This window comes from Enterobacter sp. K16B (assembly GCF_020216105.1).
GTDB lineage: Bacteria > Pseudomonadota > Gammaproteobacteria > Enterobacterales > Enterobacteriaceae > Enterobacter > Enterobacter sichuanensis.
In genome coordinates this window covers 77,472-102,706 of the sequence record NZ_JAIWJZ010000029.1, presented here as the reverse complement: position 1 = coordinate 102,706, position 25,235 = coordinate 77,472, and the positions used below count along the sequence as shown (strand labels likewise).

Annotated in this window: 26 protein-coding genes; 12 read left to right on the top strand and 14 right to left on the bottom strand. The window is 56.6% G+C overall.

Annotated elements, in window-relative coordinates:
- Window position 1: 1 nt before the first annotated feature.
- Entirely contained in the window at window positions 2–61 is a 60-nt protein-coding gene (gene ypfM / locus LDK53_RS07705; protein WP_015572204.1) for a protein YpfM, read from the bottom strand.
- A 387-nt stretch (window positions 62–448) separates the two neighbouring features.
- On the opposite strand from ypfM, the gene LDK53_RS07700 reads away from it, so the two are divergent.
- From LDK53_RS07700 to LDK53_RS07690, 3 genes are read left to right on the top strand one after another with little or no spacing between them, the layout of a single operon-like run.
- Window positions 449–799 carry an ArsC family reductase gene (locus LDK53_RS07700; RefSeq protein ID WP_045284553.1) on the top strand — a complete coding sequence of 117 codons (351 nt, stop codon included), beginning with the start codon at window positions 449–451 and terminating at the stop codon, window positions 797–799.
- Window positions 800–809: 10 nt separating this feature from the next.
- Window positions 810–1,937, top strand: a complete 1,128-nt coding sequence (dapE, locus tag LDK53_RS07695) for a succinyl-diaminopimelate desuccinylase (RefSeq protein ID WP_025758963.1) — start codon at window positions 810–812, stop codon at window positions 1,935–1,937.
- Between the two features lie 24 nt (window positions 1,938–1,961).
- Complete coding sequence (locus LDK53_RS07690) at window positions 1,962–2,159, top strand: YpfN family protein (RefSeq protein WP_008501627.1); 198 nt, start codon at window positions 1,962–1,964, stop codon at window positions 2,157–2,159.
- 38 nt (window positions 2,160–2,197) lie between these two features.
- Here the strand turns inward: LDK53_RS07690 and ypfH are convergent, their stop codons facing one another.
- The 6 genes from ypfH to dapA form a co-directional block, all read right to left on the bottom strand.
- Window positions 2,198–2,893 (bottom strand): esterase, encoded by a 696-nt coding sequence (gene ypfH / locus LDK53_RS07685; protein WP_059385472.1) that lies wholly within the window; start codon window positions 2,891–2,893, stop codon window positions 2,198–2,200.
- 73 nt (window positions 2,894–2,966) lie between these two features.
- Complete coding sequence (locus tag LDK53_RS07680; protein WP_225285288.1) at window positions 2,967–4,913, bottom strand: tRNA(Met) cytidine acetyltransferase TmcA; 1,947 nt, start codon at window positions 4,911–4,913, stop codon at window positions 2,967–2,969.
- Window positions 4,913–5,782, bottom strand: coding sequence for a neutral zinc metallopeptidase (locus LDK53_RS07675; protein ID WP_225285287.1), 870 nt, complete (start codon window positions 5,780–5,782; stop codon window positions 4,913–4,915). The genes LDK53_RS07680 and LDK53_RS07675 overlap by 1 nt, the downstream gene beginning before the upstream one ends.
- 120 nt (window positions 5,783–5,902) lie before the next feature.
- Window positions 5,903–6,616 (bottom strand): phosphoribosylaminoimidazolesuccinocarboxamide synthase, encoded by a 714-nt coding sequence (purC, locus tag LDK53_RS07670; RefSeq protein ID WP_008501631.1) that lies wholly within the window; start codon window positions 6,614–6,616, stop codon window positions 5,903–5,905.
- Window positions 6,617–6,725: 109 nt separating this feature from the next.
- Window positions 6,726–7,760: an outer membrane protein assembly factor BamC gene (gene bamC, locus LDK53_RS07665; protein ID WP_033146169.1), complete on the bottom strand. Its 1,035-nt coding sequence runs from the start codon at window positions 7,758–7,760 to the stop codon at window positions 6,726–6,728.
- A 16-nt stretch (window positions 7,761–7,776) separates the two neighbouring features.
- Window positions 7,777–8,655 carry a 4-hydroxy-tetrahydrodipicolinate synthase gene (dapA, locus tag LDK53_RS07660; RefSeq protein ID WP_008501633.1) on the bottom strand — a complete coding sequence of 293 codons (879 nt, stop codon included), beginning with the start codon at window positions 8,653–8,655 and terminating at the stop codon, window positions 7,777–7,779.
- Between the two features lie 145 nt (window positions 8,656–8,800).
- On the opposite strand from dapA, the gene LDK53_RS07655 reads away from it, so the two are divergent.
- Together LDK53_RS07655 and bcp are read left to right on the top strand one after the other, a co-directional pair.
- Window positions 8,801–9,370, top strand: a complete 570-nt coding sequence (locus LDK53_RS07655) for a glycine cleavage system transcriptional repressor (RefSeq protein ID WP_025758958.1) — start codon at window positions 8,801–8,803, stop codon at window positions 9,368–9,370.
- Window positions 9,370–9,840 (top strand): thioredoxin-dependent thiol peroxidase, encoded by a 471-nt coding sequence (gene bcp, locus LDK53_RS07650; protein ID WP_025758956.1) that lies wholly within the window; start codon window positions 9,370–9,372, stop codon window positions 9,838–9,840. The genes LDK53_RS07655 and bcp overlap by 1 nt, the downstream gene beginning before the upstream one ends.
- Window positions 9,841–9,922: 82 nt before the next feature.
- Here bcp and LDK53_RS07645 read toward each other — a convergent pair whose 3' ends face one another.
- Window positions 9,923–10,987, bottom strand: a complete 1,065-nt coding sequence (locus LDK53_RS07645; protein WP_225285285.1) for an AI-2E family transporter — start codon at window positions 10,985–10,987, stop codon at window positions 9,923–9,925.
- A 221-nt stretch (window positions 10,988–11,208) separates the two neighbouring features.
- On the opposite strand from LDK53_RS07645, the gene bepA reads away from it, so the two are divergent.
- Both bepA and arsC read left to right on the top strand, forming a co-directional pair.
- Window positions 11,209–12,672 carry a beta-barrel assembly-enhancing protease gene (bepA, locus tag LDK53_RS07640; RefSeq protein ID WP_045284557.1) on the top strand — a complete coding sequence of 488 codons (1,464 nt, stop codon included), beginning with the start codon at window positions 11,209–11,211 and terminating at the stop codon, window positions 12,670–12,672.
- 18 nt (window positions 12,673–12,690) lie between these two features.
- Window positions 12,691–13,047: an arsenate reductase (glutaredoxin) gene (arsC, locus tag LDK53_RS07635; protein WP_045284558.1), complete on the top strand. Its 357-nt coding sequence runs from the start codon at window positions 12,691–12,693 to the stop codon at window positions 13,045–13,047.
- Here the strand turns inward: arsC and LDK53_RS07630 are convergent.
- Window positions 13,044–13,868, bottom strand: a complete 825-nt coding sequence (locus LDK53_RS07630) for a hypothetical protein (RefSeq protein ID WP_095452167.1) — start codon at window positions 13,866–13,868, stop codon at window positions 13,044–13,046. The genes arsC and LDK53_RS07630 overlap by 4 nt on opposite strands.
- Before the next feature lie 147 nt (window positions 13,869–14,015).
- On the opposite strand from LDK53_RS07630, the gene celB reads away from it, so the two are divergent.
- From celB to LDK53_RS07615, 3 genes are read left to right on the top strand one after another with little or no spacing between them, the layout of a single operon-like run.
- Window positions 14,016–15,335: a PTS cellobiose transporter subunit IIC gene (celB, locus tag LDK53_RS07625; RefSeq protein WP_025758948.1), complete on the top strand. Its 1,320-nt coding sequence runs from the start codon at window positions 14,016–14,018 to the stop codon at window positions 15,333–15,335.
- A gap of 3 nt (window positions 15,336–15,338) precedes the next feature.
- Window positions 15,339–16,295 carry a N(4)-(beta-N-acetylglucosaminyl)-L-asparaginase gene (locus tag LDK53_RS07620; RefSeq protein WP_025758947.1) on the top strand — a complete coding sequence of 319 codons (957 nt, stop codon included), beginning with the start codon at window positions 15,339–15,341 and terminating at the stop codon, window positions 16,293–16,295.
- On the top strand, window positions 16,295–17,719 hold the full coding sequence (locus tag LDK53_RS07615; protein ID WP_225285283.1) for a leucyl aminopeptidase family protein: 1,425 nt from the start codon (window positions 16,295–16,297) through the stop codon (window positions 17,717–17,719). Before LDK53_RS07620 ends, LDK53_RS07615 begins: the two co-directional genes overlap by 1 nt.
- A 95-nt stretch (window positions 17,720–17,814) precedes the next feature.
- On the opposite strand, the gene LDK53_RS07610 is transcribed toward LDK53_RS07615, so the two are convergent.
- The 5 genes from LDK53_RS07610 to bglK form a co-directional block, all read right to left on the bottom strand.
- Entirely contained in the window at window positions 17,815–18,516 is a 702-nt protein-coding gene (locus tag LDK53_RS07610) for a DnaA inactivator Hda (protein ID WP_216821201.1), read from the bottom strand.
- Window positions 18,517–18,735: 219 nt separating this feature from the next.
- The gene (gene uraA / locus LDK53_RS07605; RefSeq protein WP_225285281.1) at window positions 18,736–20,025 is read right to left on the bottom strand and encodes a uracil permease; all 1,290 of its coding nucleotides are present in this window, start codon (window positions 20,023–20,025) and stop codon (window positions 18,736–18,738) included.
- A gap of 86 nt (window positions 20,026–20,111) precedes the next feature.
- Entirely contained in the window at window positions 20,112–20,738 is a 627-nt protein-coding gene (gene upp / locus LDK53_RS07600; RefSeq protein WP_003860560.1) for a uracil phosphoribosyltransferase, read from the bottom strand.
- 201 nt (window positions 20,739–20,939) lie between these two features.
- The gene (locus tag LDK53_RS07595) at window positions 20,940–22,370 is read right to left on the bottom strand and encodes a 6-phospho-beta-glucosidase (RefSeq protein WP_045284562.1); all 1,431 of its coding nucleotides are present in this window, start codon (window positions 22,368–22,370) and stop codon (window positions 20,940–20,942) included.
- 10 nt (window positions 22,371–22,380) lie between these two features.
- Entirely contained in the window at window positions 22,381–23,274 is an 894-nt protein-coding gene (gene bglK, locus LDK53_RS07590) for a beta-glucoside kinase BglK (protein ID WP_225285278.1), read from the bottom strand.
- 246 nt (window positions 23,275–23,520) lie between these two features.
- Here bglK and purM point away from each other — a divergent pair, with 246 nt between their 5' ends.
- Both purM and purN read left to right on the top strand, forming a co-directional pair.
- Window positions 23,521–24,558, top strand: a complete 1,038-nt coding sequence (purM, locus tag LDK53_RS07585; protein WP_025758936.1) for a phosphoribosylformylglycinamidine cyclo-ligase — start codon at window positions 23,521–23,523, stop codon at window positions 24,556–24,558.
- Window positions 24,555–25,196 (top strand): phosphoribosylglycinamide formyltransferase, encoded by a 642-nt coding sequence (purN, locus tag LDK53_RS07580; RefSeq protein WP_032675307.1) that lies wholly within the window; start codon window positions 24,555–24,557, stop codon window positions 25,194–25,196. The genes purM and purN overlap by 4 nt, the downstream gene beginning before the upstream one ends.
- Window positions 25,197–25,235: the final 39 nt, after the last annotated feature.

The window sequence follows — 25,235 nt, the reverse complement described above, 5'->3', positions numbered from 1 at the left end:
GTCATTTACGAAGCATGCCTTCGATAAAATCTTTCCAGTTCCCCAGTTCACGTTCAATCATAACAACCTCTCTTATTATTATGCGCATTCTACAAAAACGTATCATCATTGTGAAGACTATTTAACCAATTGCTGCGATTGTACCCCACGTCATACGGGGATTTATGATAAATATGAACGGAGAGCCCTCAATTTTTTGTGACGGCCAGCAATATTCTGAAATAACCCTACTAACGGGTGAGTTTTATTTTACCCGCTGAGTTTATTCGACATTTAAAGCTTATGGACATCTATGCTTAAAGGATGAAAGAATATTCAGCGTACAGTTGTTAGTTGAATTAAGATGACGCATAAATCCAGACGATTCCTGAATGTGTTATATTCCACTTAAGGATATATCTTCGAATTTACTGAACATTTAATCACCAGAACGACAAAAGGATTCATCATGGTTGTGATGTACGGCATTAAAAATTGCGACACCATCAAAAAAGCCCGCCGCTGGCTGGAGGCGAACAACGTAGAGTACCGTTTCCACGATTACCGTGCCGATGGGCTTGATGCAGAATTTCTGCATACCGCTATCGACGAGCTGGGCTGGGAAGCCTTGCTGAATACCCGCGGCACCACCTGGCGTAAACTGGATGAATCTCTTCGCGCCAGCATCAATGACGCCGACAGCGCGGCAAAACTGATGCTCGACATGCCGGCAATAATCAAACGCCCATTGCTCTGCGCGCCAGGGAAGCCTATGCTGCTGGGTTTCAGTGAAACCCTTTATTCCGACTTTATTCGTTGAGGTGTAGTTTATGTCATGCCCGGTCATTGAGCTGACTCAGCAGCTTATTCGCCGTCCTTCCCTTAGCCCGGACGACGCAGGTTGTCAGGCATTAATGATTGAGCGCCTGCGCGCTATCGGTTTTACCGTGGAGCGTATGGATTTTGGCGACACCCAGAATTTCTGGGCCTGGCGCGGCCAGGGCGAAACGCTGGCCTTTGCCGGACATACCGACGTGGTGCCTGCTGGCGATGCGGACCGCTGGATCAATCCCCCGTTTGAACCCACCATCCGCGATGGCATGCTGTTCGGCCGCGGTGCGGCAGACATGAAAGGCTCGCTGGCGGCGATGGTGGTAGCGGCTGAGCGCTTTGTCGCGCAACATCCGAACCATAAAAACCGGCTCGCGTTTCTGATCACCTCTGACGAAGAAGCCAGCGCCCATAACGGCACCGTAAAGGTTGTTGAGGCGCTGATGGCCCGCAACGAGCGCCTGGACTACTGCCTGGTGGGCGAGCCGTCCAGTACCGAAGTGGTGGGTGATGTGGTGAAAAATGGCCGCCGTGGCTCGCTGACCTGTAATCTGACCATTCACGGCGTTCAGGGGCACGTTGCGTATCCGCATCTGGCTGATAACCCGGTTCATCGCGCTGCGCCGATGCTGAGCGAGCTGGTGGCAATTGAATGGGATAAAGGCAACGAGTTCTTCCCACCGACCAGCATGCAGATTGCGAACGTCAAAGCCGGGACCGGCAGCAATAACGTGATCCCGGGGGATTACTTCGTCCAGTTCAACTTCCGCTTCAGCACGGAACTGACCGACGAGATGATCAAGGCGCGCGTTATCGCCCTGCTGGAAAAATATAATCTGCGCTACACCGTGGACTGGTGGCTTTCCGGCCAGCCGTTCCTGACACAGCGCGGCAAGCTGGTGGATGCGGTGGTCAACGCCATCGAGCACTATAATGAAATTAAGCCACAGCTGCTGACAACGGGTGGCACCTCAGACGGACGCTTTATCGCCCGTATGGGTGCCCAGGTTGTCGAACTGGGACCAGTGAACGCGACCATTCATAAAATCAATGAGTGTGTTAATGCGGCAGATTTACAACTGCTGGCCCGTATGTATCAACGTATTATGGAGCAACTCGTCGCCTGACGAACGCTCTGAGAGGAATAGCGAATGGACTGGCTTTCAAAGTACTGGTGGGTTCTGGTGTTGGTTTTTCTGGTCGGCGTATTGCTGAACGTGATTAAAGACCTTAAGCGCGTTGACCATAAAAAATTTCTCGCCAACAAACCGGATCTTCCCCCGCACCGCGATTTTAACGACAAGTGGGACGATGACGACGACTGGCCGAAGAAGGACCAGAAGAAGTAATCGGTCTGTATCCCCTCTCCTGTGGAGAGGGGATAACCTCACATAAACTCAACGATATCATCATTATCCGGCTTACCGCCGCTGAGCGCTTCATCAAAGTAGTGCTTCGGTACGGTATAGCGCAGATGGTCGAGTGCGAACTGCATGCTACGGTCATCAATCGCGTGGCCCAGATCGTCAACGATATCCAGCGTCACATCCCCCCCTTCGCGAATCAGCGCTTCCTGTGCGGCGACCGCATGCGAGAGCTCAATCACCCGGTCTTCCCCACCGTGGATCAGGTGGATGGTCGTCTGCGTGGTCGCGTGGGTCGGTAGTGTCGCAAAGCGGCCGTTAAACGCGATCACCCGTGAAACCAGACCCGGCTGCGCTTTTACGCTTTCCAGCGACATGATTGACCCCTGTGAGAAGCCTATCAGGGCAGTTGCGTCGGCCCCCACACCGCTCTGCTGCTGCCAGTAGCGGACAATGTCGATAAACGTGGGCATGATGGCATCAATGCGCGCCTGACGGTTCTCTTCCGTCACGCCCTGAACAGAGAACCACTGCCGTCCATTAGGACCACACGGCTCGACGCCACCGATGCTGACTATCAGTGCCTGCGGAAAAACCGGCGCAAACCAGCTGCCGATCTGCCCCATATTGACGGCATTATCGCCAACACCATGAAACAGAAGCAGTAACTGTTTAGCCGGTTTGTCAGGGCTTTGAACAACAAAATGGTCGTGTTTCATGGTGGTCTCCTTAATAGATGACCTGGATTCTACGCCTCGCGGCGGGAATGACCATGCCACTTTACTGAAGAAGTCATTGAAAAAATTGCCATTGCAAAATGGCTTCTTTCAACTGCTGGCAGCGGAGAGAGTCAAGACTTTCAAGCGCTTGCGCCGTTTCACTGCGCAACTTTACCAGAAGCGCTTTTTGTCCGATGTCTTCCGTTTTCCCTTCCATCTTCCCCCGCAGTGCCGGAAGCGGCATATCGACGGCAAGCAACAACCGTGTCAACGCGGCAACCGACGTGGAAAACGCGCGATGCGCAAAAGCAAACCCCGCCAGTTCCAGCCAGTCGTCATGATTAAGCGTAGCTTCCCACTCATCTTCCACCGGGATCTTTTCACCGTTCCAGGCCGATAACACCCGCGCATCGCGCTTCAGACGCTGCTGCGCCTGCTGACACAACTGATGCCCAGTCTCACTCTGCGCCAGCAGCGCCATCGCGGTGTAACAACCGCTGCTGGCTTCACGGTGGCTTCCCATCCGCACCAGCACAAAGCCGCACTGCTGCCAGAAACGCCAAAGCTCTTCGGTATAACCAAAGCTCACCGACAGATAATCCTCCCCGCTGGCGCTGCGAATAAGCGCCTGGCCAATCCCTTCCCGCTGACGGTGAGGATGTACGGCAATACGGGTCACCCTTCGTCCTCTGAGCGTTGCCGCCAGCGGAGAGCCGCCGTGCGCCGCCAGAGACTGCGCCACCAGGTTTCCGCGAGGACGGCGGAACCCCGCCCACACCGCGCGGCTAAGTGCAGGGGACAGCCCGCCCTCCTCCACCAGCCACAGCGCTCCGGCGATGACAGGGTTCGCTTCGGCAACAGCAAACTGTTGCCCGGGCGCGTCCATCATGCGGCGTAAATCGAGCGGCGAGGTGCGATAATGCGCCGCACAGAGCAGCTCATAGACGCTCGCGACCAGCGCCGGACGGCGTTCCCATGCCGCGGGAGTCAGAGAGGTGATACGCACCTCGCCTTCCGGGCGGCGGTCAAGCAGCGTGTCGTCAAACAGCAGCGCGCTGGCCACGATCCGCTCAAGCGGACAACCTGCCGCCCAGCGTACCGGCGTTGATAAGCTGTAGCGCTGCAACCCGGGAAACCGACCGCAGAACTTGAGCAAGAATCCCCTGCCCGTTCCTTCATATCCCTGCACCGTGGTGGTCAACAGCACGCAAGGGAAACGGCTCACCAGCTTTTCCAGCAGCGGGGCGGGGATCGCGGCAGCTTCATCGACAATCAGCCAGTCAGCCTGATGCGAAGAAGCTAACAGCGCGTCCGGGGCCATAAAATGAAAACGCTCTCCGGCAAAGCGGGCGATACTTTCTGTCGCCCCTTTCGTTGGTGCGGTGACGACGGCGCTGCCCGCAATACGATGGAGTAACATTCCCGCCAGGGCCGACTTACCGCGCCCGCGCGCGGCGGTAACGGCCACGATGCCCCGCGACATTTCCTGAAGTACCTCCAGGATCGCCGCCTGCTCACGCTGCGGCGCGCCACTGGCTGGGTGCCAGTCTGGGGCATCGGGTAAAGGCGGAAGGGATAAATCGCGGCCCTGAAGCCAGACAATCGCGTCGGGGTCGGCGGCAAGGGTCCGGCAGAAATGGTGGACAAAATGCGGAGTGGCTATCGCTTCGGTGCTGTCGCTCCAGCGCAGGGAATCACGGTCAGGAAGCCCGGCCCACGCCTCAAGCGGCGGAACCCGCAGCACCAGAAGGCTCCCGGCGCTCAGCGTTCCGCTCAGCGCGGCGAACGCGGCAACATCGAACCCGCAGCACGCGTCAAAAACGGCATGCCGGAACTCGCGTCCCAGCAGGCTACTGATGGCTTTTGAAGGGTGTTCGTTCAGCCAAACCCAGTCTCCGGGTATAGCGTCTCGCAGCGCTTCTGCCTGGGCTAAGCTCCACTGCGCATCGCCGCTGAGCACCACCAGCCGACGATGGCCGGTGCGCTCAAGCTCGCTTATCAGCTGTTCAAAGCGCAGCATTACATCGCTTTGCCGAAGGTATTACACTGCGCCGGATCGCCACTGTCGAAACCGCGTTTAAACCAGCTATAGCGCTGTTGCGAGGTCCCGTGCGTAAAGCTGTCCGGCACGACGCGCCCCTGGCTCTGCTGCTGAAGACGATCGTCACCGATAGCCTGAGCGGCATTTAACGCCTCTTCCAGATCGCCGGATTCCAGAACGCCTTGCTGCTGCATGCTGTGGCCCCAGACGCCCGCGAAGCAGTCCGCCTGCAGCTCCATTTTAACGGAGAGGAGGTTCACGTCGGCCTGAGAGGCATTTTGCTGAAGCTGGCGCACTTTTGGCTCAATCCCTAACAGTTTTTGCACGTGATGGCCAACTTCATGCGCGATCACGTAGCCCTGGGCGAAATCACCGTCCGCGCCAAGCTTGCGTTTCATGTCATCGTAAAAAGAGAGATCGATATAGACGGTGCCATCTGCCGGGCAGTAGAACGGCCCCATTACCGATTGCCCGGTACCGCAACCGGTGCGGGTTGCTCCCCGGTACATCACCAGCTTCGGCTGCTGGTAGGTACGCCCCATCTTCTCGAACAGCTGACCCCAGGTATCTTCTGTGGTGGCGAGAATCACGGAGGTAAATTTGGCCGCTTCATCTTCATTCGGGCTGATGGAGCGCTGAGAATGTTGCTGCTGTTGCAGCGGCTGACCGGTCATCAGGCCAGTGAGATCGACGCCGTAATATCCCGCAACCAGCACCACAATCAGCAGAATGATGCCGCCCTTTCCGCTGGGTAACCGGAAACCGGGCCCTCCCATGGAAGGACCGCCGCCACCATCGCTGCGTCTGTCTTCTACATTGTCACTTTCACGACGCCCTTGCCAGCGCATAACCACCTCGAACTATTCCATTAATAATAGCTATGATCGTAGGCGGTTAACGGCAAGATTACCATAGGAAACAAAGGTAAGACGCCAAAGGATGCGAACATCCTTTGGCAAGTGAGGGAGTTAGTCGAGCTTAACGCCTAAACGGTGAGCAACCGCTTCGTACGCTTCAATCAGGCCACCCAGGCTCTGACGGAAACGGTCTTTGTCCATTTTATCCAGCGTTTCTTTATCCCACAGGCGGCTACCGTCCGGCGAGAACTCATCGCCCAGCACCACTTCGCCTTTAAACAGACCAAACTCCAGCTTGAAATCGACGAGGATCAGGCCCGCGTCATCAAACAATTTTTTCAGCACGTCGTTGGCTTTGTAGGTCAGCTCTTTCATGCGCGCCAGGTTCTCTTTATTCACCCAGCCGAAGGTTTCGCAGTAGGAATCATTGACCATCGGATCGTGCATCGCGTCGTTTTTCAGGAACAGGTCGAACAGCGGTGGATTCAGTTCGATACCTTCTTCAATGCCCAGACGCTTCACCAGGGAGCCCGCTGCACGGTTACGAATCACGCACTCAACCGGAACCATATCCAGTTTTTTCACCAGACATTCCGTATCGGACAGCAACGCTTCCATCTGAGTCGGGATACCCGCTTCGGCCAGTTTGGTCATAATGAAATGGTTGAACTTGTTGTTCACCATGCCTTTACGATCGAACTGCTCAATGCGAGCGCCATCCCCTGCTGACGTATCATTGCGGAACTCGAGCACCAACAGATCCGGGTTTTCCGTGCTGTATACGGTCTTCGCTTTGCCACGATACAACTCAGCTTGCTTCTGCATCTTCATTACTCCTGGTGTGATGATTTGTGTTCAAAACTGGGCATATTATGCCACGCACACGTTTGCGTGGCACGAAAATAAAAAGGGCTGGATTCACCAGCCCTCGTTTTTATTTGCTGAATGCCGCCTGGAAGACAGCGACCAGCGCATCGTTCTGCGACTGGGTCAGCGTGTGACCTTTTGGATCGATAAACTGCAGACTGCTGCGGTTATCAAGGTCACCGACCTGAATCTTGTAATCACCGGAGGCAAGCTGAGGATCTTTCGCACCCAGCTCCTGCCACGCGCTGTCGGAGAGCGGCTTGTAGGTTGCCGTCATGCTGCCGGTTGAACGCGTGCTGTCGGTGACCTTCATGCCCACTTTTTCCAGGGTCGCTGGCAGACGCTGCCAGGTCTGGTTAAACGGTGCACGCACCACCAGCATTGGCAGACCGGTATCATCCGCACCGCTTTGCACATCGAAGGTCGCGCCATTGCGGCTCTGCGCGGCGTTGGCGGCATCGGTGGCAGTCTTATCGAGACCTGCGGCAATCACGTTCAGCATTTCGGTGCTGTAACGCTGCAGGGACGCAGCATCTGCAACCGGTTTACCCGCCTGCTCCAGGTTCAACAGCTTCACGTTAACCGCTTGCTGATACCCCTGTGGTTTGACGGAGACTTGATAGCGGCCGCGGTACTGCTGATCTTCATCCAGACGGTTCCATTCGATCCAGTCGGTGGTTAACGTCTGGCTGGCGTCATCGCGTTTATCGATGGTGTAGTTCTTCGACTGAATAACGCTGACAACCTGCGGCCACAGGGTACTACCGCGCGCGCTCTCAACCATCAGAGACGCGGTATCACCGGTGAACTGGGTACGCGCCCCGCTCACCAGCGCCAGAGGCTGTGCCGGCGGACGAATATCAAGCGCTTTACCGACCAGGCCGCTGCCGTTGGTCACGGGGATATTATAATCGCCGTTCTGAATCGGCAGGATCATACCAGCCGGTGCGTGAAGTTCAGCAAGCGGGGTCGCATCCAGATAGGATTCATCACCGCTCACCTGGCGCTTGTAGCGCGAGTCTGAACTACAGGCAGCGAGCAGCATAACAAGCGAAACACTCGCAACCTTCGCCAGGCGCGACTTCTGTACTGAATAAGCCATCAAATCTCCCTAAACTTTACAGCAAACCGGCATGCTTCAGCGCTGCCCTGACGATATCACGACCGTGGTCGGTAATCGGTGTCATTGGCAGACGCAGCGTATCGGTTGCTACAAGCCCCAACTCCTTACACGCCCATTTCACGGGGATCGGATTGGGTTCGACAAATAATTTATTGTGCAGCGGCATCAGACGCTGATTAATGACACGCGCTTCATCAAAGTGACCGGCGGCGGCCAGTTTGCACATTTCAGCCATATCGCGCGCCGCAACGTTTGCCGTTACGGAGATCACGCCATGGCCACCGAGCTGCATAAAGTCCAGCGCGGTCGCATCATCACCGCTCAACAGGATAAAGTCGTCTGAAACCAGCTCTTTGATCTGATGAACGCGGCTTAAGTTCCCTGTCGCCTCTTTAATACCGATAATATTTTTTACTTCCGAGAGACGACCAACGGTTTCCGGCAGCATATCGCAGCCGGTACGGGACGGCACATTATACAGAATTTGTGGCAAGTCAGTATGTTCAGCGATGGCTTTGAAGTGCTGGAACAAACCTTCCTGGGTAGGACGGTTGTAATAAGGGGTCACCGTCAGACAGCCGACGATGCCGCTGTCGTTAAAACGTTTAGTCAGGCTGATCGCTTCTGCGGTTGCATTTGCCCCTGTCCCCGCGATGACCGGAATACGTCCGTCAGCCAGTTCGAGGGTCAGCATAACCACATCACCGTGCTCATCGTGGCTCAGCGTTGCAGATTCACCGGTAGTCCCTACCGAAACGATCGCCGAGGTTCCATTGGCGACATGGTAATCAATCAGCTTCTTCATGCTAGACCGGCAGACGTTACCTTTTTCATCCATCGGTGTTACAAGCGCGACAATACTTCCCGTGAACATGAGCCATCCTCTGTGCGAACAAGAGTCTCAATGGTACGTTTGGAACTGTAATAAAAGCAAGCGACCTGAGGCCCTCAGGCGGTTGTATGCATGTTTTTTTTATGCTTTCCTTAGGAAGACTTAACCATGCAAAGGAAGAACAGGTTTGACAACCTCATCACAACATTACCTGGTTATCACTGCGCTGGGTGCCGACAGGCCGGGTATCGTGAACACCATCACGCGTCACGTGAGCAGCTGCGGCTGTAATATCGAAGACAGCCGTCTGGCGATGCTGGGCGAAGAGTTCACGTTTATTATGCTGCTGTCCGGAACATGGAATGCCATTACGCTTATCGAATCCACCCTGCCGCTGAAAGGCGCGGAGCTGGATTTGCTCATCGTAATGAAACGTACCACCGCGCGCCCACGTCCGGCCATGCCCGCTACCGTCTGGGTGCAGGTTGAAGTCCCTGATTCCCCCCATCTGATCGAGCGCTTTACCGCGCTGTTTGACAGCCATCAGATGAACATCGCCGAGCTCGTTTCCCGCACACAGCCGGGCGACGAGAACACCGTACCCACGCTCTTTATTCAGATTACCGCACACAGCCCTGCTTCACAGGATGCGTCAAATATCGAGCAAGCGTTCAAAGCCCTCTGTACAGAATTAAACGCGCAGGGCAGTATAAGCGTCGTAAATTATTCGCAGCACGAACAGGATGGAGTTGAGTAATGAATCCACTGAAAGCCGGTGACATCGCACCGAAATTTAGCTTACCGGATCAAGACGGCGAGCAAGTAAATTTGACCGACTTCCAGGGACAGCGTGTTCTGGTCTATTTCTACCCGAAAGCCATGACCCCCGGCTGCACCGTACAGGCCTGCGGCTTACGCGACAACATGGACGAGTTGAAAAAAGCCGGCGTGGAAGTGCTGGGTATCAGCACGGATAAACCCGAAAAGCTGTCACGATTTGCTGAAAAAGAGCTGCTGAACTTCACGCTGCTTTCTGATGAAGATCATCAGGTGTGCGAACAGTTCGGCATCTGGGGCGAGAAGACGTTTATGGGTAAAACCTACGACGGCATTCACCGCATCAGTTTCCTGATCGACGCTGACGGTAAAATTGAACACGTGTTTGACGACTTCAAAACCAGCAACCACCACGATGTAGTGTTGAACTGGCTGAAACAAAGTGCCTGAAAGTGAGTGTCGGGTGGCGGCTTCGCCTTACCCGACCTACAACGATAAGTAGGCCGGGTAAGCGCAGCGCCACCCGGCAAACCTACTTCTCTTCCACCGCTGGCACATCCGGCCACGCGTGCACCACCGCTTTAATCAGCGTCGCCAGCGGAATGGCAAAGAACACACCCCAGAACCCCCACAGCCCGCCGAAAATCACCACCGACAGAATAATTACCAGCGGATGCAGATTCACCGCTTCGGAGAACAGCACCGGTACCAGCAGATTACCGTCCAGCCCCTGAATAATCAGGTACACCGCGAAGCAGCTCCAGAACTCGGTTCCCAGGCCAAACTGGAACAGCGCGACGCCAACCACCGGAATGGTCACCACAAACGCGCCGATGTACGGAATCAGCACCGACAGCCCCACCAGCACCGCCAGCAGCAGCGAGTAGTTCAGACCGAAGATCAGGAAGCCAATCCAGGTGGCGACCCCCACGACCATCATCTCCAGCACCTTGCCGCGAATGTAGTTGGTGATCTGCTGGTTCATCTCTTCCCAGACTTGCCCCGCCAGACCGCGATTGCGCGGCAGAATACGCCGCACGGCGTTGAGCATCTGGTCTTTATCTTTTACCAGGAAGAAGACCATCAGCGGCACGAGCACGAGATAGACCGCCAGGGTAAGCAGCCCCACCAGCGACGCCAGAGAGTACTTCACCACCGAATCACCCATCGTCATGATGCGGGCGCGCATATTTTCCGCCATCGCGTCGATGATCCCGGCATCCATCAGGGCCGGGTAACGGCGCGGCAGCGTGGCGGCGAAATCAGAAAGCTTATTCAGCATGCCGGGCATATCGCGGATCAGGTAGATCCCCTGCTGCCAGGCCACCGGCATCACCACCAGGGCCATCAACAGCAGGATACCGACAAACAGCACCAGGACGATGCTGGCCGCCCAGCGACGGGAACAGCCAATATGTTCCAGACGCGCCGTTGGCCACTCCAGCAGGTAGGCCAGCACAATAGCCACCAGCAGAGGGGCGAGCAGACCGCTGAAGAAGAACAGAATACCGAACCCGGCAACCAGAATAACCAGCAAAGCAATGGCCTCCGGGTCGCTGAACCGGCGCCGGTACCACTGCATTAACATTTCGAGCATACAACCCTTCCCTGAATCGAATGGCGGGAGTGAGACGGTGAATTGTATCTAACTGTCACAAAAAAGACTTTCGCTTTTTGTATCCCGGTCACAATCCGCAAAAGCATGATGAATGGGATTTTCTTCATGCGGCAACACGGCTACACTCGCTGGGCAGCAGAGATGAACGATATGCCGCTTCATCGGTCAAATTAGCACATCCAATTTACAGGACAGTGGTTATGTTCAGGCAGTTGAGAAAAACACTGGTTGCAACACTGATTGCCGCAGTGACGGTCGGTCAGGTATTACCCGCTTTTGCTGACTCGTCCGATTCATTGCCGGACATGGGCACCACAGCAGGAAGCACGCTCTCGATTGGGCAAGAGATGCAAATGGGCGATTACTATGTTCGCCAGCTGCGCGGCAGCGCTCCGCTGATTAACGACCCTTTGCTGGTACAGTACATCAACGGGCTGGGGATGCGTCTGGTGGCGCACGCCGACTCGGTAAAAACGCCGTTCCACTTCTATTTGATTAATAATGACGAAATCAACGCCTTCGCCTTCTTTGGCGGTAACGTGGTGCTGCATTCGGCGTTATTCCGTTACTCAGACAACGAAAGCCAGCTGGCCTCGGTGATGGCGCACGAAATTTCGCACGTCACGCAGCGCCACCTGGCGCGTGCGATGGAAGACCAGAAGCGTAACGCACCGCTCACCTGGGTGGGCGCACTGGGCTCTATTCTGCTGGCAATGGCCAGCCCGCAGGCCGGGATGGCAGCCTTAACCGGTACGCTGGCCGGTACGCGTCAGGGAATGATCAGCTTTACCCAGCAAAACGAGCAGGAAGCGGACCGCATCGGCATCCAGGTGCTGCAGCGCTCGGGCTTCGACCCGCAGGCCATGCCGAGCTTCCTGGAAAAACTGCTCGATCAGGCCCGTTATTCTTCCCGCCCACCGGAAATTCTGCTCACGCACCCGTTACCGGAAAGCCGTCTGTCAGATGCGCGTAACCGTGCCAACCAGATGCGTCCGGTAGTGGTCCAGTCTTCGCAGGATTTCTACATGGCGAAAGTGAGAACGCTGGGGATGTACAATTCCGGGCGTAACCAGCTCACCAGCGACCTGCTGGATGCCCTGGCGAAAGGTAACGTGCGTGAGAAAAACGCCGCGCAGTATGGCCAGGCGCTGCAGGCGATGGAAGCCAGTAAATACGACGAGGCGCGTAAAGCGCTGCAGCCGCTTCTGGCCGCCGACCCGAATAACCCGTGGTATCTCGATTTGTCCACGGATATCGATCTGGGGCAGAAGAAACCTGCCGATGCGATTAACCGCCTGAAAGGGGCGAAAGACGTTCGTACCAACCCGGTACTGCAGCTTAACCTGGCGAACGCTTACTTACAGGGCGGCCAGCCTGGGGAAGCGGCGACCATTCTGAACCGCTACACCTTTAATAATAAAGACGATCAAAACGGCTGGGACCTGCTTGCACAGGCTGAAGCCCAGTTGGGCAACCGCGATCAGGAGCTGGCGGCGCGCGCCGAAGGCTTTGCCCTGGTGGGGCGCCTCGATCAGGCGATTTCCACGCTCAGCAGCGCCAGCGCGCAGGTCAAACTCGGCAGCCTCCAGCAGGCCCGTTACGACGCGCGTATCGATCAGCTGCGCGGCCTGCAGCAGCGCTTTAAGCCGTATGAGAAGATGTAATAAAGGAGAATGTACGTCATGACAGACGCCGTAAAAATCTATCATAACCCTCGCTGCTCCAAGAGCCGCGATACCCTGAGCCTGCTGAAATCTAACGGCGTTGAGCCTGAGGTGGTGCTGTATCTCGACACCCCGCCTGATGCCCAAACCCTCCGCCAGCTGCTGCACATGCTGGGAATGGGCAGTGCACGAGAGCTGATGCGCCAGAAAGAAGATCTGTATAAGTCGCTTAACCTGGACGACAGCCGTCTCACCGAAGCCGAGCTGGTTCAGGCCATGGTTGAAAATCCAAAGCTGATTGAGCGACCGATTGTGGTGGCCAACGGCCAGGCACGCATTGGTCGCCCGCCGGAAGACGTGCTCGAGATCCTCTAATCGTTACGCCGCAGCGCTTCCAGAAAGGCCTGCGGCGTGCTTTCACCTAACGTCTTCTGCGCTTTTCCCCGGTTGTAACTCTCACACAGTTGAATCAACAGTTCCCCGACAGGCGTCGTTTTTACCTGCGGAATAATCTCCTGCAAGGGTACCGTGACCTGCACCGCCCGGGAGGCCCGGGGATGCTCGTTGATGGCAATTTCACTGTCCGGCAGGGTGACCTCAAAACCAAAAGTCTCAACAGATTGTACAGGGGCCGGACAGGCCTCAAGCAGCGCCTGCGTCCAGTGCGTCAACAGCTGCGGCGACAACCCTGCATAGAGCCGTGCATAGCACCAACCGCTCACCGGCTCCCGCGCCCACAGCAGATGTTGCTCCCCACCGTCGTCCATATGAAGCGATAACGGCAAATGATGCAGCATCAGCTGCTGAGGCACGATACCGGCCTTCAGCGCTTTTTTACCGCGCAGCGGCGCACGCTTCGGTTTGGCGCCAGCGGGTTTGAGATAGCGATTCAGCGTTGCCCGGGACACGCGGATCCCCAGTACGTTATTAACCAGAAGCAGCAGTTCATCCAGCGGCGCGTTCAGGATGTCGCGCAACGCATTCACCAGCACAGCCTGCTCTTGTCTCATCGCTTTGTGTATCACTTTTGGCGTGGTCTGCTTATCTGAAACCTGCTCACGGTTACGCCAGCGCCTGACGGTGGTGATGGAGATCCCCAGCTCAGTCGCCAGCTCTCTGTCGCTCTTATCGGACTGCTGGAGATAACGGCGAATACGTGGCGTGGTGGTGGCATTAGCATGCAGTTTAATTTCCATCGCAACAATTCCATTAACTAATCATATGAGATTTATATAGCACACGCGGTTGCTTTGTGACCGATTTCACCTTTCGCCCGCCACGCTTCACTGATAATCCACAGACATAACATAAACCGCACCACTCAATCTTGTACGGAGTTCACAATGAACAATGTTCTGGGATTTCTTGAAGCAAAGCTGATGCCGCTGGCAGCCAAAACGGCACAGCAGCGTCACCTCGGGGCCATTCGTGGCGCCTACGTGTCGTTCATGCCGTTTATCATTGTCGGTTCGATTCTGCTGGTGATCTCGTCATTTCCGAATCAAACCTATCAGCAGTTTATGTCTCAGGCCTTTGGTGAGAGCTGGAGCGCCATCATCGAAATTCCGTTCAACGCGGTGTTTTCCACCATGTCGCTGTTTATCAGCTTCCTGGTGGCGTTCCGCCTGGCCGAACACTACGGCGAAGACCGCATCTCCTGCGGCATCCTGGCGCTGGTTGCGTTTCTGATCCTGACGCCGTTTATCAAAGTGGCGGAGAACGGCGGGATTACCGTGATGCCGGTGGAGTGGATTGGCAGTAAAGGACTGTTCGTGGCGATGATTGGCTCGCTGCTATGGACGGAGCTGTTCTGCTGGCTGAAGCGCAAAAATCTGGTCATCAAAATGCCGGACGGCGTGCCGCCAGCGGTACAGGAGTCGTTCGCCGCGCTGATCCCGGCGCTGCTGGTGATGATCCTGGTGCTGGTTATCCGCATCGTCTTTGAGAACACCCATTACAACACGATCCATCAGTTTATTTATGAGGTTGTGGCCACGCCGGTGCGCCACTACGGCACCTCTTACTTTGGCGCGCTGATGACGGTATTCAGCATTACCATTCTGTGGTCAGTGGGCATTAACTCCGGCTCGATGATCAACGGCATTATTCGTCCCCTGTGGATGGAGAACCAGACTGATAACATCGCCGCCATTCAGGCTGGCACCACGCCGCCGCACATCATTACTGAACAGTTTTTTGACATGATCTGGATGGGTGGCGCAGGGGCCACGCTGTCGCTGGTGATTGCGATGCTGATTTTCGCCCGCAGCAAAAACATGCGTGAAGTCGCCCGCCTGGGCGCGGGGGCGTCGGTGTTTAACATCAACGAACCGATTCTGTTCGGCCTGCCGGTGATCATGAACCCGATCATGCTGATCCCCTTCAATCTTGTGCCGCTGGTGCTGGTGAGCGTGCAGTACGCGGCGATGAAAATTGGCGCGGTCGCCGTGACCACCGGGGTGTTTATCCCGTGGACGCTGCCGCCGGTGATCAGCGGTTTTATCGTCACCGGGCACCTCAGCGGCAGCGTGATGCAGCTTATCAATCTGCTGATTGGCGCCATGCTGTATCTGCCTTTTATGCGCATTGTGGACAAGCAGTACCGCGCGGCGGAAGTGGCGACCGTTACGCAAACCGACACGACACTTGCAAAACAGGAGTAAAGCATGTGGGGAATTATCGCCACCTGGCGAATGGCGCTTGAAGGCGTCACGGAGTCTGCCTCTGCGCTGGCTGCGGGAAAACCGGTCTCTGCGGCAGTGGTGGATGCCGTTGCCGCCGTCGAAGATTTTCCGTTTTATAAATCCGTCGGCTACGGTGGGTTACCCACTGAAAACGGCGAGGTAGAGCTGGACGCGGCGTACATGGACGGCGACACGCTGGCGTTTGGTGCCGTGGGTAATCTGGTGGATATCGCCAACCCGGTGCGCGTGGCGCAGGCGCTCAGCCGCCAGCGGTATAACAGCCTTTTGGTCGGTCAGGGGGCGCGCGAATGGGCCCTGAGCCAGGGCTTTGCGGACAAAACCATGCTCACCGACCGCGCCATGCAGCATTACCGCAAGCGCTGCCGGGAGACGCTGGATAAAGGCCTAAGCCCGTACGACGGCCACGACACCGTCGGGATTATCGGCCTCGACAAACAGGGCTCCATGAGCGTCGCCACCTCCACCAGCGGCCTGTTTATGAAAAAACGCGGCCGACTCGGCGATTCGCCGATTATCGGCTCCGGCTTTTACTGTGACAGCGAAACCGGCGCCGCCACCGCCACGGGCGTGGGGGAAGATCTGATGAAAGGCTGTACCAGCTACGAAATTGTTCGCCGCATGGCCCAGGGCATGACGCCCCAGCAGGCGGCGGATTCGGTGGTGTTTGAGCTGGAAGACAAGCTGATGTCGCGCTTTGGTCGCGCGGGGGATCTCTCCGTGGTGTGCATGAATAATAAAGGCGAGTTCGGCGCGGCGACCAATATCAAAACCTTCTCGTTTGTGGTCGCCACCGCCCGCCAGCCGCTGACCGTGTTTCGCGCCGAGCGCCGGCAGGAAAAGACGCATTATCAGGCCGTGGATGAAGCTTGGATGCAGGCCTACGCGGCGCGGATCCGCGCGCCGATTGAGGAGGAATAATGATTACCTGGCAACTGACAACCACCCTTTCCAACACCAGACCACACGGTCACTTCATCGCCCGGACCGCCTGTCCATTACTGCCGGACACCCCGCTTATCGCGGAAATGCGCGGGCAGGACGGGGTTGCCGATACCCGTTTTGGCTGCGCCCCTTTTGCACGGATCACACTGGTGCCGGATGCGCTCTGGCAGGACAGCCTCACTGAAGGATTACTGACGGCACTGCGCCCCCTGCTGGCCTCCCCTGTCAGCCCTGATATGATCATCGACGTCACCCATATCGACAACGTTGTGCTGGCGCAGGTGCTGCGCTTTCTCTTCAACCAGGCGCACCGTCTTAGCGACCTGCAGTTGAAGCGCCCCGACGATACGCCAGCGCGTCTGCACCACGTTACCGCTCTTTGCCTGCCGGAACAGCAGGACAAGCTGGAAGCTATCTTCCGCCAGCAGCAGGCCATCAGCCGGGGTATGATCTTTGCGCGTCGTCTGGCGGATATCCCTTCCGATCGCTGTACGCCACAGTTTGTGGTCGAAGAGGCGAAAAAATTGTCCGCCGACGTCCCTGCCCTGCGGTGTGAGGTGCTGGATGAAAAGCAGATCGTTGCGCAGGGTCTGGGGCTACTTCATGCCGTCGGTAAAGGCGCTTCCTGTCCGCCGCGGCTGCTGGCCATTCACTATGAGGGTGTTTCTGACGGTCCGGTGCGTTGCTACGTAGGTAAAGGCATTACCTTCGACACCGGTGGTCTGTGGCTGAAGGAAGGCGCCGGCATGTACACCATGAAGTACGACATGTGCGGGGCGGCCAACGTACTGGGCCTGATGCTTGCCGTCGCAGAACTTGGTCTTCCCGTTCGCATCATGGGCGTGCTGGCACTGGCGGAAAACGCGATAGGTCCGGACGCCATGCAGCCCGGCACGGTCGCGCGGGCCTGCAACGGCACAACGGTTGAAATCAACAATACCGATGCCGAAGGTCGACTGGTGCTGGCAGACGCGATTGCCTGGGCCAGCCTGCGCCATCCCCGGGCGCGCTATATTATTGATATGGCGACGCTAACGGGTGCGGTGGTCAAAGCGCTGGGGTATGAGCTGAGCGGGTTAATGACCCAGGATGAACCGCTGCGCAAGGCGCTGACGCAGGCGGGGAAACAGAGCGGCGACGAAGTGTGGTCCCTGCCGCTGGACGCGCGGCTGAAAAAGCAGACCGACAGCGCCATCGCCGATCTGTGCAACACCCCAACCAACAATGCGGCAATCAGCGCCTCGGCGGCGTGGCTGCTGCATCACTTCTGCCCGCCGACGATCCCGTGGGCGCATCTGGATATTAGCGGTACGGCGCTGTGGCGTGAAAACGGCAGGAGCGTGGCGTCAGGGAGGCCGATTCCGCTGCTGGTGGAGCATTTATTGGGGGATAGTGCCTGAATGTTTTGCCGGGTGGCGGCTGCGCCTTACCCGGCCTACATATCGTGGCGGATTTTCGTAGGCCCGGTAAGCGCAGCGCCACCGGGCGAACAAACTCAAAGCTTGAGAATATCTTTCACAAACGGAATGGTCAGCTTGCGCTGGGCGGTGATTGACGCGCGATCGAGCTGATCGAGCGTGTCGAACAGCGTGCGCATTTCGCGGTCCAGACGCTTAAGCAAGAAACGACCCACGTCCTCCGGCAGCTCAAATCCACGCTGCTTTGCGCGCAGCTGTAACGCCTGCAGTTTATCTTCATCTGATAGCGGTTGCAGTTTGTAGATTTGCCCCCAGTCCAGACGCGATGCCAGATCCGGCAGCCCCAGATTAAGCTGGCGCGGCGGACGATCGCCGGTGATCAAGAGCCGGGTTTTGCCCGATTCCAGAATGCGGTTATAGAGGTTAAAGATCGCCATTTCCCACGGCTCATCCCCCGCCACGCATTCGATATTATCGATGCAGACCAGGGAGAGGTGTTCCATTCCCTCCAGCACGTCAGGCACAAACCAGGTACGCTTATCCAGCGGCACATAGCCTACCGCATCCCCTCGCGCGGAGAGTTCCGCACAGGCGGCATGCAACAGGTGGCTGCGCCCCGCGCCTTCGCGTGACCAGATATAGATGTATCCGCTGTGATCCTGGCGCAGCACGTTTTGCAGTGCAGCCAGTAAAGAGGGGTTATCACCCGGCCAGAAACTCGCGAAAGTTTCGTCGTCAGGGAGATAGAGTGGCAGAGAGAGCTGTGCCGGTCCGTTCAGAAGTACCTCAACCAGATCTTACATAAAATCGGCATGGAGTTTAACACGGAACCTGCCAGGAGAGAACCGGGCGATCCTTCGCCCGATTATACACGTCATCCTTCATGCTGCCTCTGCGTTGGCTGCATCTGCTCACCCCAGTCACTTACTTGAGTAAGCTCCTGGGGATTCTCAGATTTGCCGCCTTGATGCAGCTTGAATGATTTTGTGTATATAAGATCAATGTGACGCTTTTTCGCTTTCGTCGGCGTCCAGCACCACCTCTTCCGGGCGGATCACGGAGATCAGCTTGAAAATCAGGCTCAGGCCCACGCCAACGATGGTCGCCAGCGCCATCCCCTTCAGCTCGGCCGCACCGATGTGCACCTTGGCGCCGCTCACGCCGATGATCAGGATAACGGAGGTCAGGATCAGGTTCTGCGCTTTGCTGTAATCCACTTTAGACTCAATCAGCACGCGAATACCGGATGCGCCGATCACGCCGTACAGCAGCAGAGAGACACCGCCCATCACCGGCACCGGGATGATCTGGATCGCCGCCGCCAGTTTACCGACGCAGGAAAGCAAAATGGCAAAGATCGCCGCGCCGCCGATAACCCAGGTACTGTAGACGCGGGTAATGGCCATCACGCCAATATTCTCACCGTAGGTGGTGTTTGGCGTGGAGCCAAAGAACCCGGAGATAATGGTCGAGAAGCCGTTGGCAAACATAGAACGGTGCAGACCCGGGTCGCGGATCAAATCGCGCTTGACGATGTTCGCCGTCACCACCAGGTGACCTACGTGTTCAGCGATGACCACCAGCGCGGCAGGCAGAATGGTGAAGATAGCAAACCATTCGAAGCGTGGCGTGTAGAAGGTTGGCAGGGCGAACCAGTGCGCCTGAGCGATTGGCGTGGTATCGACAACGCCCATCACGAAGGAGAGCGCATAGCCCGCCAGCACGCCGATCAGGATCGGGATAATCGCCATAAAACCGCGGAACAGCACGGAGCCAAACACCGTCACGCCCAGGGTCACCAGCGAGATGATAATGGTTTTGGAGTCCGGTGACTGGCCGTCAGCAGGCAGCAGACCGGCCATATTGGCCGCCACGCCCGCCAGTTCGAGACCGATAACGGCAACGATGGCGCCCATTGCCGCAGGCGGGAACATCACGTCCAGCCAGCCGGTACCGGCTTTCTTCACAATGAAAGAGACCAGGCAGAACAACACGCCACACATGATAAACCCGCCCAGCGCCACTTCATAACCCAGCGGCAGCAGCAGCAACACCGGCGAGATAAAGGCAAAGCTCGATCCCAGATACGCGGGGATTTTGCCTTTACAGATAAAGAGGTACAGCAGCGTACCAATACCGTTGAACAGCAGCACGGTAGCCGGGTTAATGTGAAACAGGATTGGCACCAGCACGGTTGCGCCAAACATGGCGAACAGGTGCTGCAAACTAAGCGGGATTGTCTGTAAAAGCGGCGGTCTTTCACTCACCCCGATAGCACGGCGCGTCATAGTGTTTTCCTCTGAGATGGTTAGTTATGTGTGTTTTATTCAAAAAAAAGCCGACTATCAAAGTCGGCTTCGTTATCGTTATTCGATTATTTCGTACCAAAGATCTTATCGCCGGCATCGCCCAGCCCCGGGATGATGTACCCGTGCTCGTTCAGCCCCTGGTCGACAGACGCGGTATACAACTCCACATCCGGGTGCGCTTTTTCCAGCGCCGCGATCCCTTCCGGTGCCGCAACCAGCACCAGCACTTTAATGCTGCTGCAGCCCGCTTTTTTCAGCAGGTCGATAGTGGCGATCATTGATCCACCGGTCGCCAGCATTGGGTCAACCACCAGCGCCATACGCTCGTCGATGTTAGACACCAGCTTCTGGAAGTAAGGCACCGGCTCCAGCGTCTCTTCATTACGGTAGATACCCACCACGCTGATACGCGCGCTCGGTACGTGCTCCAGCACGCCTTCCATCATGCCGAGACCGGCACGCAGGATTGGCACTACGGTAATTTTCTTACCTTTGATCTGCTCAACCTGCACCGGGCCGTTCCAGCCTTCGATGGTCACTTTTTCGGTTTCCAGGTCAGAGGTCGCTTCGTAGGTCAGCAGGCTACCCACTTCAGATGCCAGTTCGCGAAAACGCTTCGTGCTGATGTCATGCTCACGCATCAGGCCCAACTTGTGTTTAACGAGTGGGTGTTTCACTTCCACAATCTTCATTCTCTTTCTCCTCTGAGGTGGCATCCGCAAAAAAATCGCGGGATTATACCGCTTTTTTCAGATTAGGCCATACCCATCTTGCTTGACAGGGATCAAGCGAAGACAAAAAAACCGGAGAGGTGTCTCCGGCTTATGTGCGAGGTTCTGCCCGGTGGCGCTACGTGTAGTGTAGGTCGGGTAAGCGTTAGCGCCACCCGACAATTACAGGTTATCGCCGTTGCTGGCAATCACCTGCTTATACCAGTCGAACGACTTCTTCTTACTGCGGTTCAGCGTGCCGTTACCTTCATTGTCTTTATCGACAAAGATAAAGCCGTAGCGTTTTTTCATTTCGCCCGTACCGGCAGAAACGAGGTCGATACAGCCCCACGGGGTATAGCCCATCAGGTCTACGCCATCTTCCACCACCGCTTTTTTCATCTCACGGATGTGGGCGGCGAGATAGTCAATGCGGTACTGATCATTCACCGTGCCGTCGCTCTCCTGCACGTCGATGGCACCAAAGCCATTCTCAACGATGAACAGCGGCAGCTGGTAGTGATCCCAGAACCAGTTCAGGGAGTAGCGCAGACCCACCGGGTCAATCTGCCAGCCCCAGTCCGATTTCTGCACGTACGGGTTGGAGACCAGGCTCTTGCTCTCGTCGTAATCCAGTTCCGGGTTGTCCGCCGTCGCTTTGGTGGCGAAAGACATGTAATAGCTGAAGCCGATGTAATCCACGCAGCCCTGGGTCAGCGCCGCTTTATCTTCCTCGGTAATATCCAGCGCGAAACCGCGACGCTCGAAGTAGTTGAGCAGATGCTGCGGATACTTACCGCGCACATGGACGTCGGTGAACCAGTAACGACGGTGCATGGCATTCATCGCCATCATCATATCGTCGGGCGCGCAGGTCAGCGGATAGATAGGACACATGGCAATCATGCAGCCGATCTGCAGCGACGGGTTAATCTCGCGTCCCGCCTTCACCGCCAGGGCGCTGGCCACCAGCTCATAGTGGGCGGCCTGGAACATCACCGGCTCCCGGTCCTCACCCGGCGCATACTTCAGCCCGGAGTTGGTGAACGGCGCAAAATCTTCGTGGAAGTTAGCCTGGTTGTTAATCTCGTTGAAGGTCATCCAGTACTTCACTTTATGCTGATAGCGCTGGAATACGACGGTTGCGAAGCGAACGAAGAAGTCGATCAGCTTACGGTTGCGCCATCCGCCGTATTCCGTGACCAGATGGAAAGGCATCTCAAAGTGAGAGAGCGTGATAACCGGTTCAATGCCGTATTTCAGACATTCATCGAACAGATCGTCATAGAACTTCAGGCCCGCCTCGTTAGGCTCCCGCTCGTCCCCTTTCGGGAAGATACGCGTCCAGGCGATAGAGGTACGGAAGCATTTGAACCCCATCTCGGCAAAGAGTTTGATGTCTTCCTTATAACGATGGTAAAAATCGATGGCTTCGTGGTTCGGGTAGTTTTTCCCTGGCAGCACGCCGTTGGTGATTTCACGCGGTACGCCGTGGGCGCCGGCGGTCATGACGTCGGCGACGCTCACTCCTTTACCGCCCTCTTGCCAGCCGCCTTCCAGCTGGTGCGCGGCCACCGCGCCGCCCCACAGAAAACCTGCTTTAAATCCTGACATACTCTTTCCCTCATTCGATGTTGCGGATTGCTGACGGATACTGCTGTCTGAAATGGTAAACCGCGCCAATTAACCCGGCGCGGTTGCCGTGGCTGACAACATCGGCGATATCCGCGATGCCAAACCACGTGAGATGGGTGCGAAGCAGGCCCATAAAACCGGGTCGTTCCGCGATACCGCCGCCAATGAAAATGGTCTGCGGATCGAACACATTCGCCAGGTTGTAGAGCCCTGTCGCAATGCCGTTAAGAAAATCATCCACCAGGCGGCGGCATACCACGTCGCCTGCGTCATAACCATCAAAGATGGCTTCGCCGGTCACCTCATCAAGCGCCAGCCCGTGAAAGTCGGCGTAGCGCTTGCGCAGGGTGCGTAACGTGCAGTTTTCATTCATGGAGTGGTGGGCAACGCGCCTTGAGTCCGCCCTTTCCGTAAGCATGTAGCCGAACTCCCCGGCGCGAAAACGCGCCCCGTGAACCAGCCTGCCGTTGCAGAAAATGGCCCCGCCAATCCCGGTACCGATGGTCAGCACCAGAAAATTGTCGATCCCCGTCGCCTTCCCCTGCCAGCGTTCCGCCAGCAGCACGCAGTTGGCATCATTCTCTACGGTCACCGGTAGCCCCGTCTGCGCCTCAAGCCAGGCCTGCAACGCGAACTGGTCGAAGCGGCGGATTGCCCCTCCCATCTCGATAAACCCGGTATGCGGGTTAACATACCCCGGCGCGCTGATGGCGATCCCGTCAAGTGCGCGATGCGCCGTCACCCAGCTCAGCATGTGCGAAAGGATGGCCTCGCCGTCGCTGTTCTTGATGGCGGCCTTATCCGTTTGCAGAAGCTCTCCCTGCGCTGTCGCAATACCCATTTTTAATGCGGTGCCACCAATATCGAATGCGGCGATGCTCATGACTTCATCCCTCCTGAATGAAACTGAAACCGGTTTCAGTTCATGATGTTCAATCAGCAAACCGCTGGCAAGCAGATCGCCGAAACCGGTTTCATTTTCGTGAACGGAGTCAAGTTTGCGCGCCGCCAGAGGGGGAACAGAAAAAAAAATCCTCTCGCCGAGAATAGGCTCGCAAACGTTTGCCTGGACTGTTAGAATTGCGCCGATTTTTCTTACTAGCTATGCAATCGCGTGGGGACTTGAGCCGTGACCAACAAAACTTCTCTCAGCTACAAAGATGCCGGTGTTGATATTGACGCAGGTAATGCGCTGGTTGACCGAATCAAAGGTGTGGTGAAAAAAACCCGCCGCCCGGAAGTGATGGGGGGTCTGGGTGGATTCGGCGCACTGTGCGCGCTGCCGCAAAAATATCGTGAACCTGTTCTGGTCTCGGGTACTGACGGTGTAGGCACAAAACTGCGCCTGGCGATGGATTTAAAACGTCACGACACAATCGGTATCGATCTGGTCGCGATGTGTGTAAACGACCTGGTGGTTCAGGGTGCTGAGCCGCTGTTCTTCCTCGATTATTACGCGACCGGCAAACTGGACGTGGATACCGCAGCCAGCGTCATTAACGGTATCGCCGAAGGGTGTCTGCAGTCTGGCTGTGCGCTGGTCGGCGGTGAGACCGCTGAAATGCCGGGCATGTATCACGGAGAAGATTATGACGTCGCAGGCTTTTGCGTCGGCGTGGTAGAAAAATCAGAAATTATCGACGGCAGCAAAGTGGCCGATGGCGATGTGCTGATCGCGCTGGCCTCCAGCGGCCCGCACTCTAACGGCTACTCCCTGGTGCGCAAAATCCTCGAGGTGAGCGGTTGCGACCCACAGACCACCGAGCTTGAAGGTAAACCACTGGCCGATCATCTGCTGGCCCCGACCCGCATCTACGTGAAAAACGTGCTGGAACTTATCGAGAACGTTGACGTGCACGCCATTGCCCACCTGACGGGCGGCGGCTTCTGGGAAAACATTCCGCGCGTACTGCCGGACAACACGCAGGCGGTGATCGACGAATCCTCATGGCAGTGGCCGGCCGTCTTTAACTGGCTGCAGACCGCAGGTAACGTGAGCTCTCACGAAATGTATCGCACCTTTAACTGCGGCGTCGGTATGGTGATCGCCCTGCCAGCCAGTGAAGCGGATAAAGCGGTTAAGCTGCTGACAGAGAAAGGTGAAAACGCGTGGAAAATCGGTACGATTAAAGCCTCCGATTCCGAACAGCGTGTGGTCATTGAATGAAAAACATCGTGGTGCTCATTTCCGGCAACGGAAGCAATTTGCAGGCGATAATTGACGCCTGCAAACAGAAGAAAATCAACGGCACCATTCGGGCAGTTTTCAGCAACAAGGCCGATGCGTTCGGCCTTGAGCGTGCCCGGGAAGCAAACATTCCCGCGCACGCGCTGGAAGCCAGCCAGTTTGCCGGTCGTGAAGCGTTTGACCGCGAACTGGTGCAGGAGATTGATGCCTACGCCCCTGACGTCGTGGTGCTGGCAGGATACATGCGTATTCTGAGCCCGGCTTTTGTCGCGCACTACGCCGGACGTTTGCTGAATATTCACCCTTCGCTTCTGCCGAAATATCCCGGCCTGCACACCCATCGCCAGGTTCTGGAAAACGGCGATGAAGAGCACGGTACCTCGGTCCATTTCGTGACCGACGAACTGGACGGCGGCCCGGTGATCCTGCAGGCCAAAGTCCCGGTCTTTGACGGCGACAGTGAAGAAGACGTGACCGAACGCGTGCAGACCCAGGAACATGCCATTTACCCGCTGGTGGTGAGCTGGTTTGTCGACGGGCGTCTCGAAATGCGCGACGGCGCGGCATGGCTGGATGGCGTGAAGTTACCTCCGCAGGGCTATGCGGCCGAAGAGTAGTTTGTTATGTCGGGTGGCGCTGCGCTTACCCGATATCCC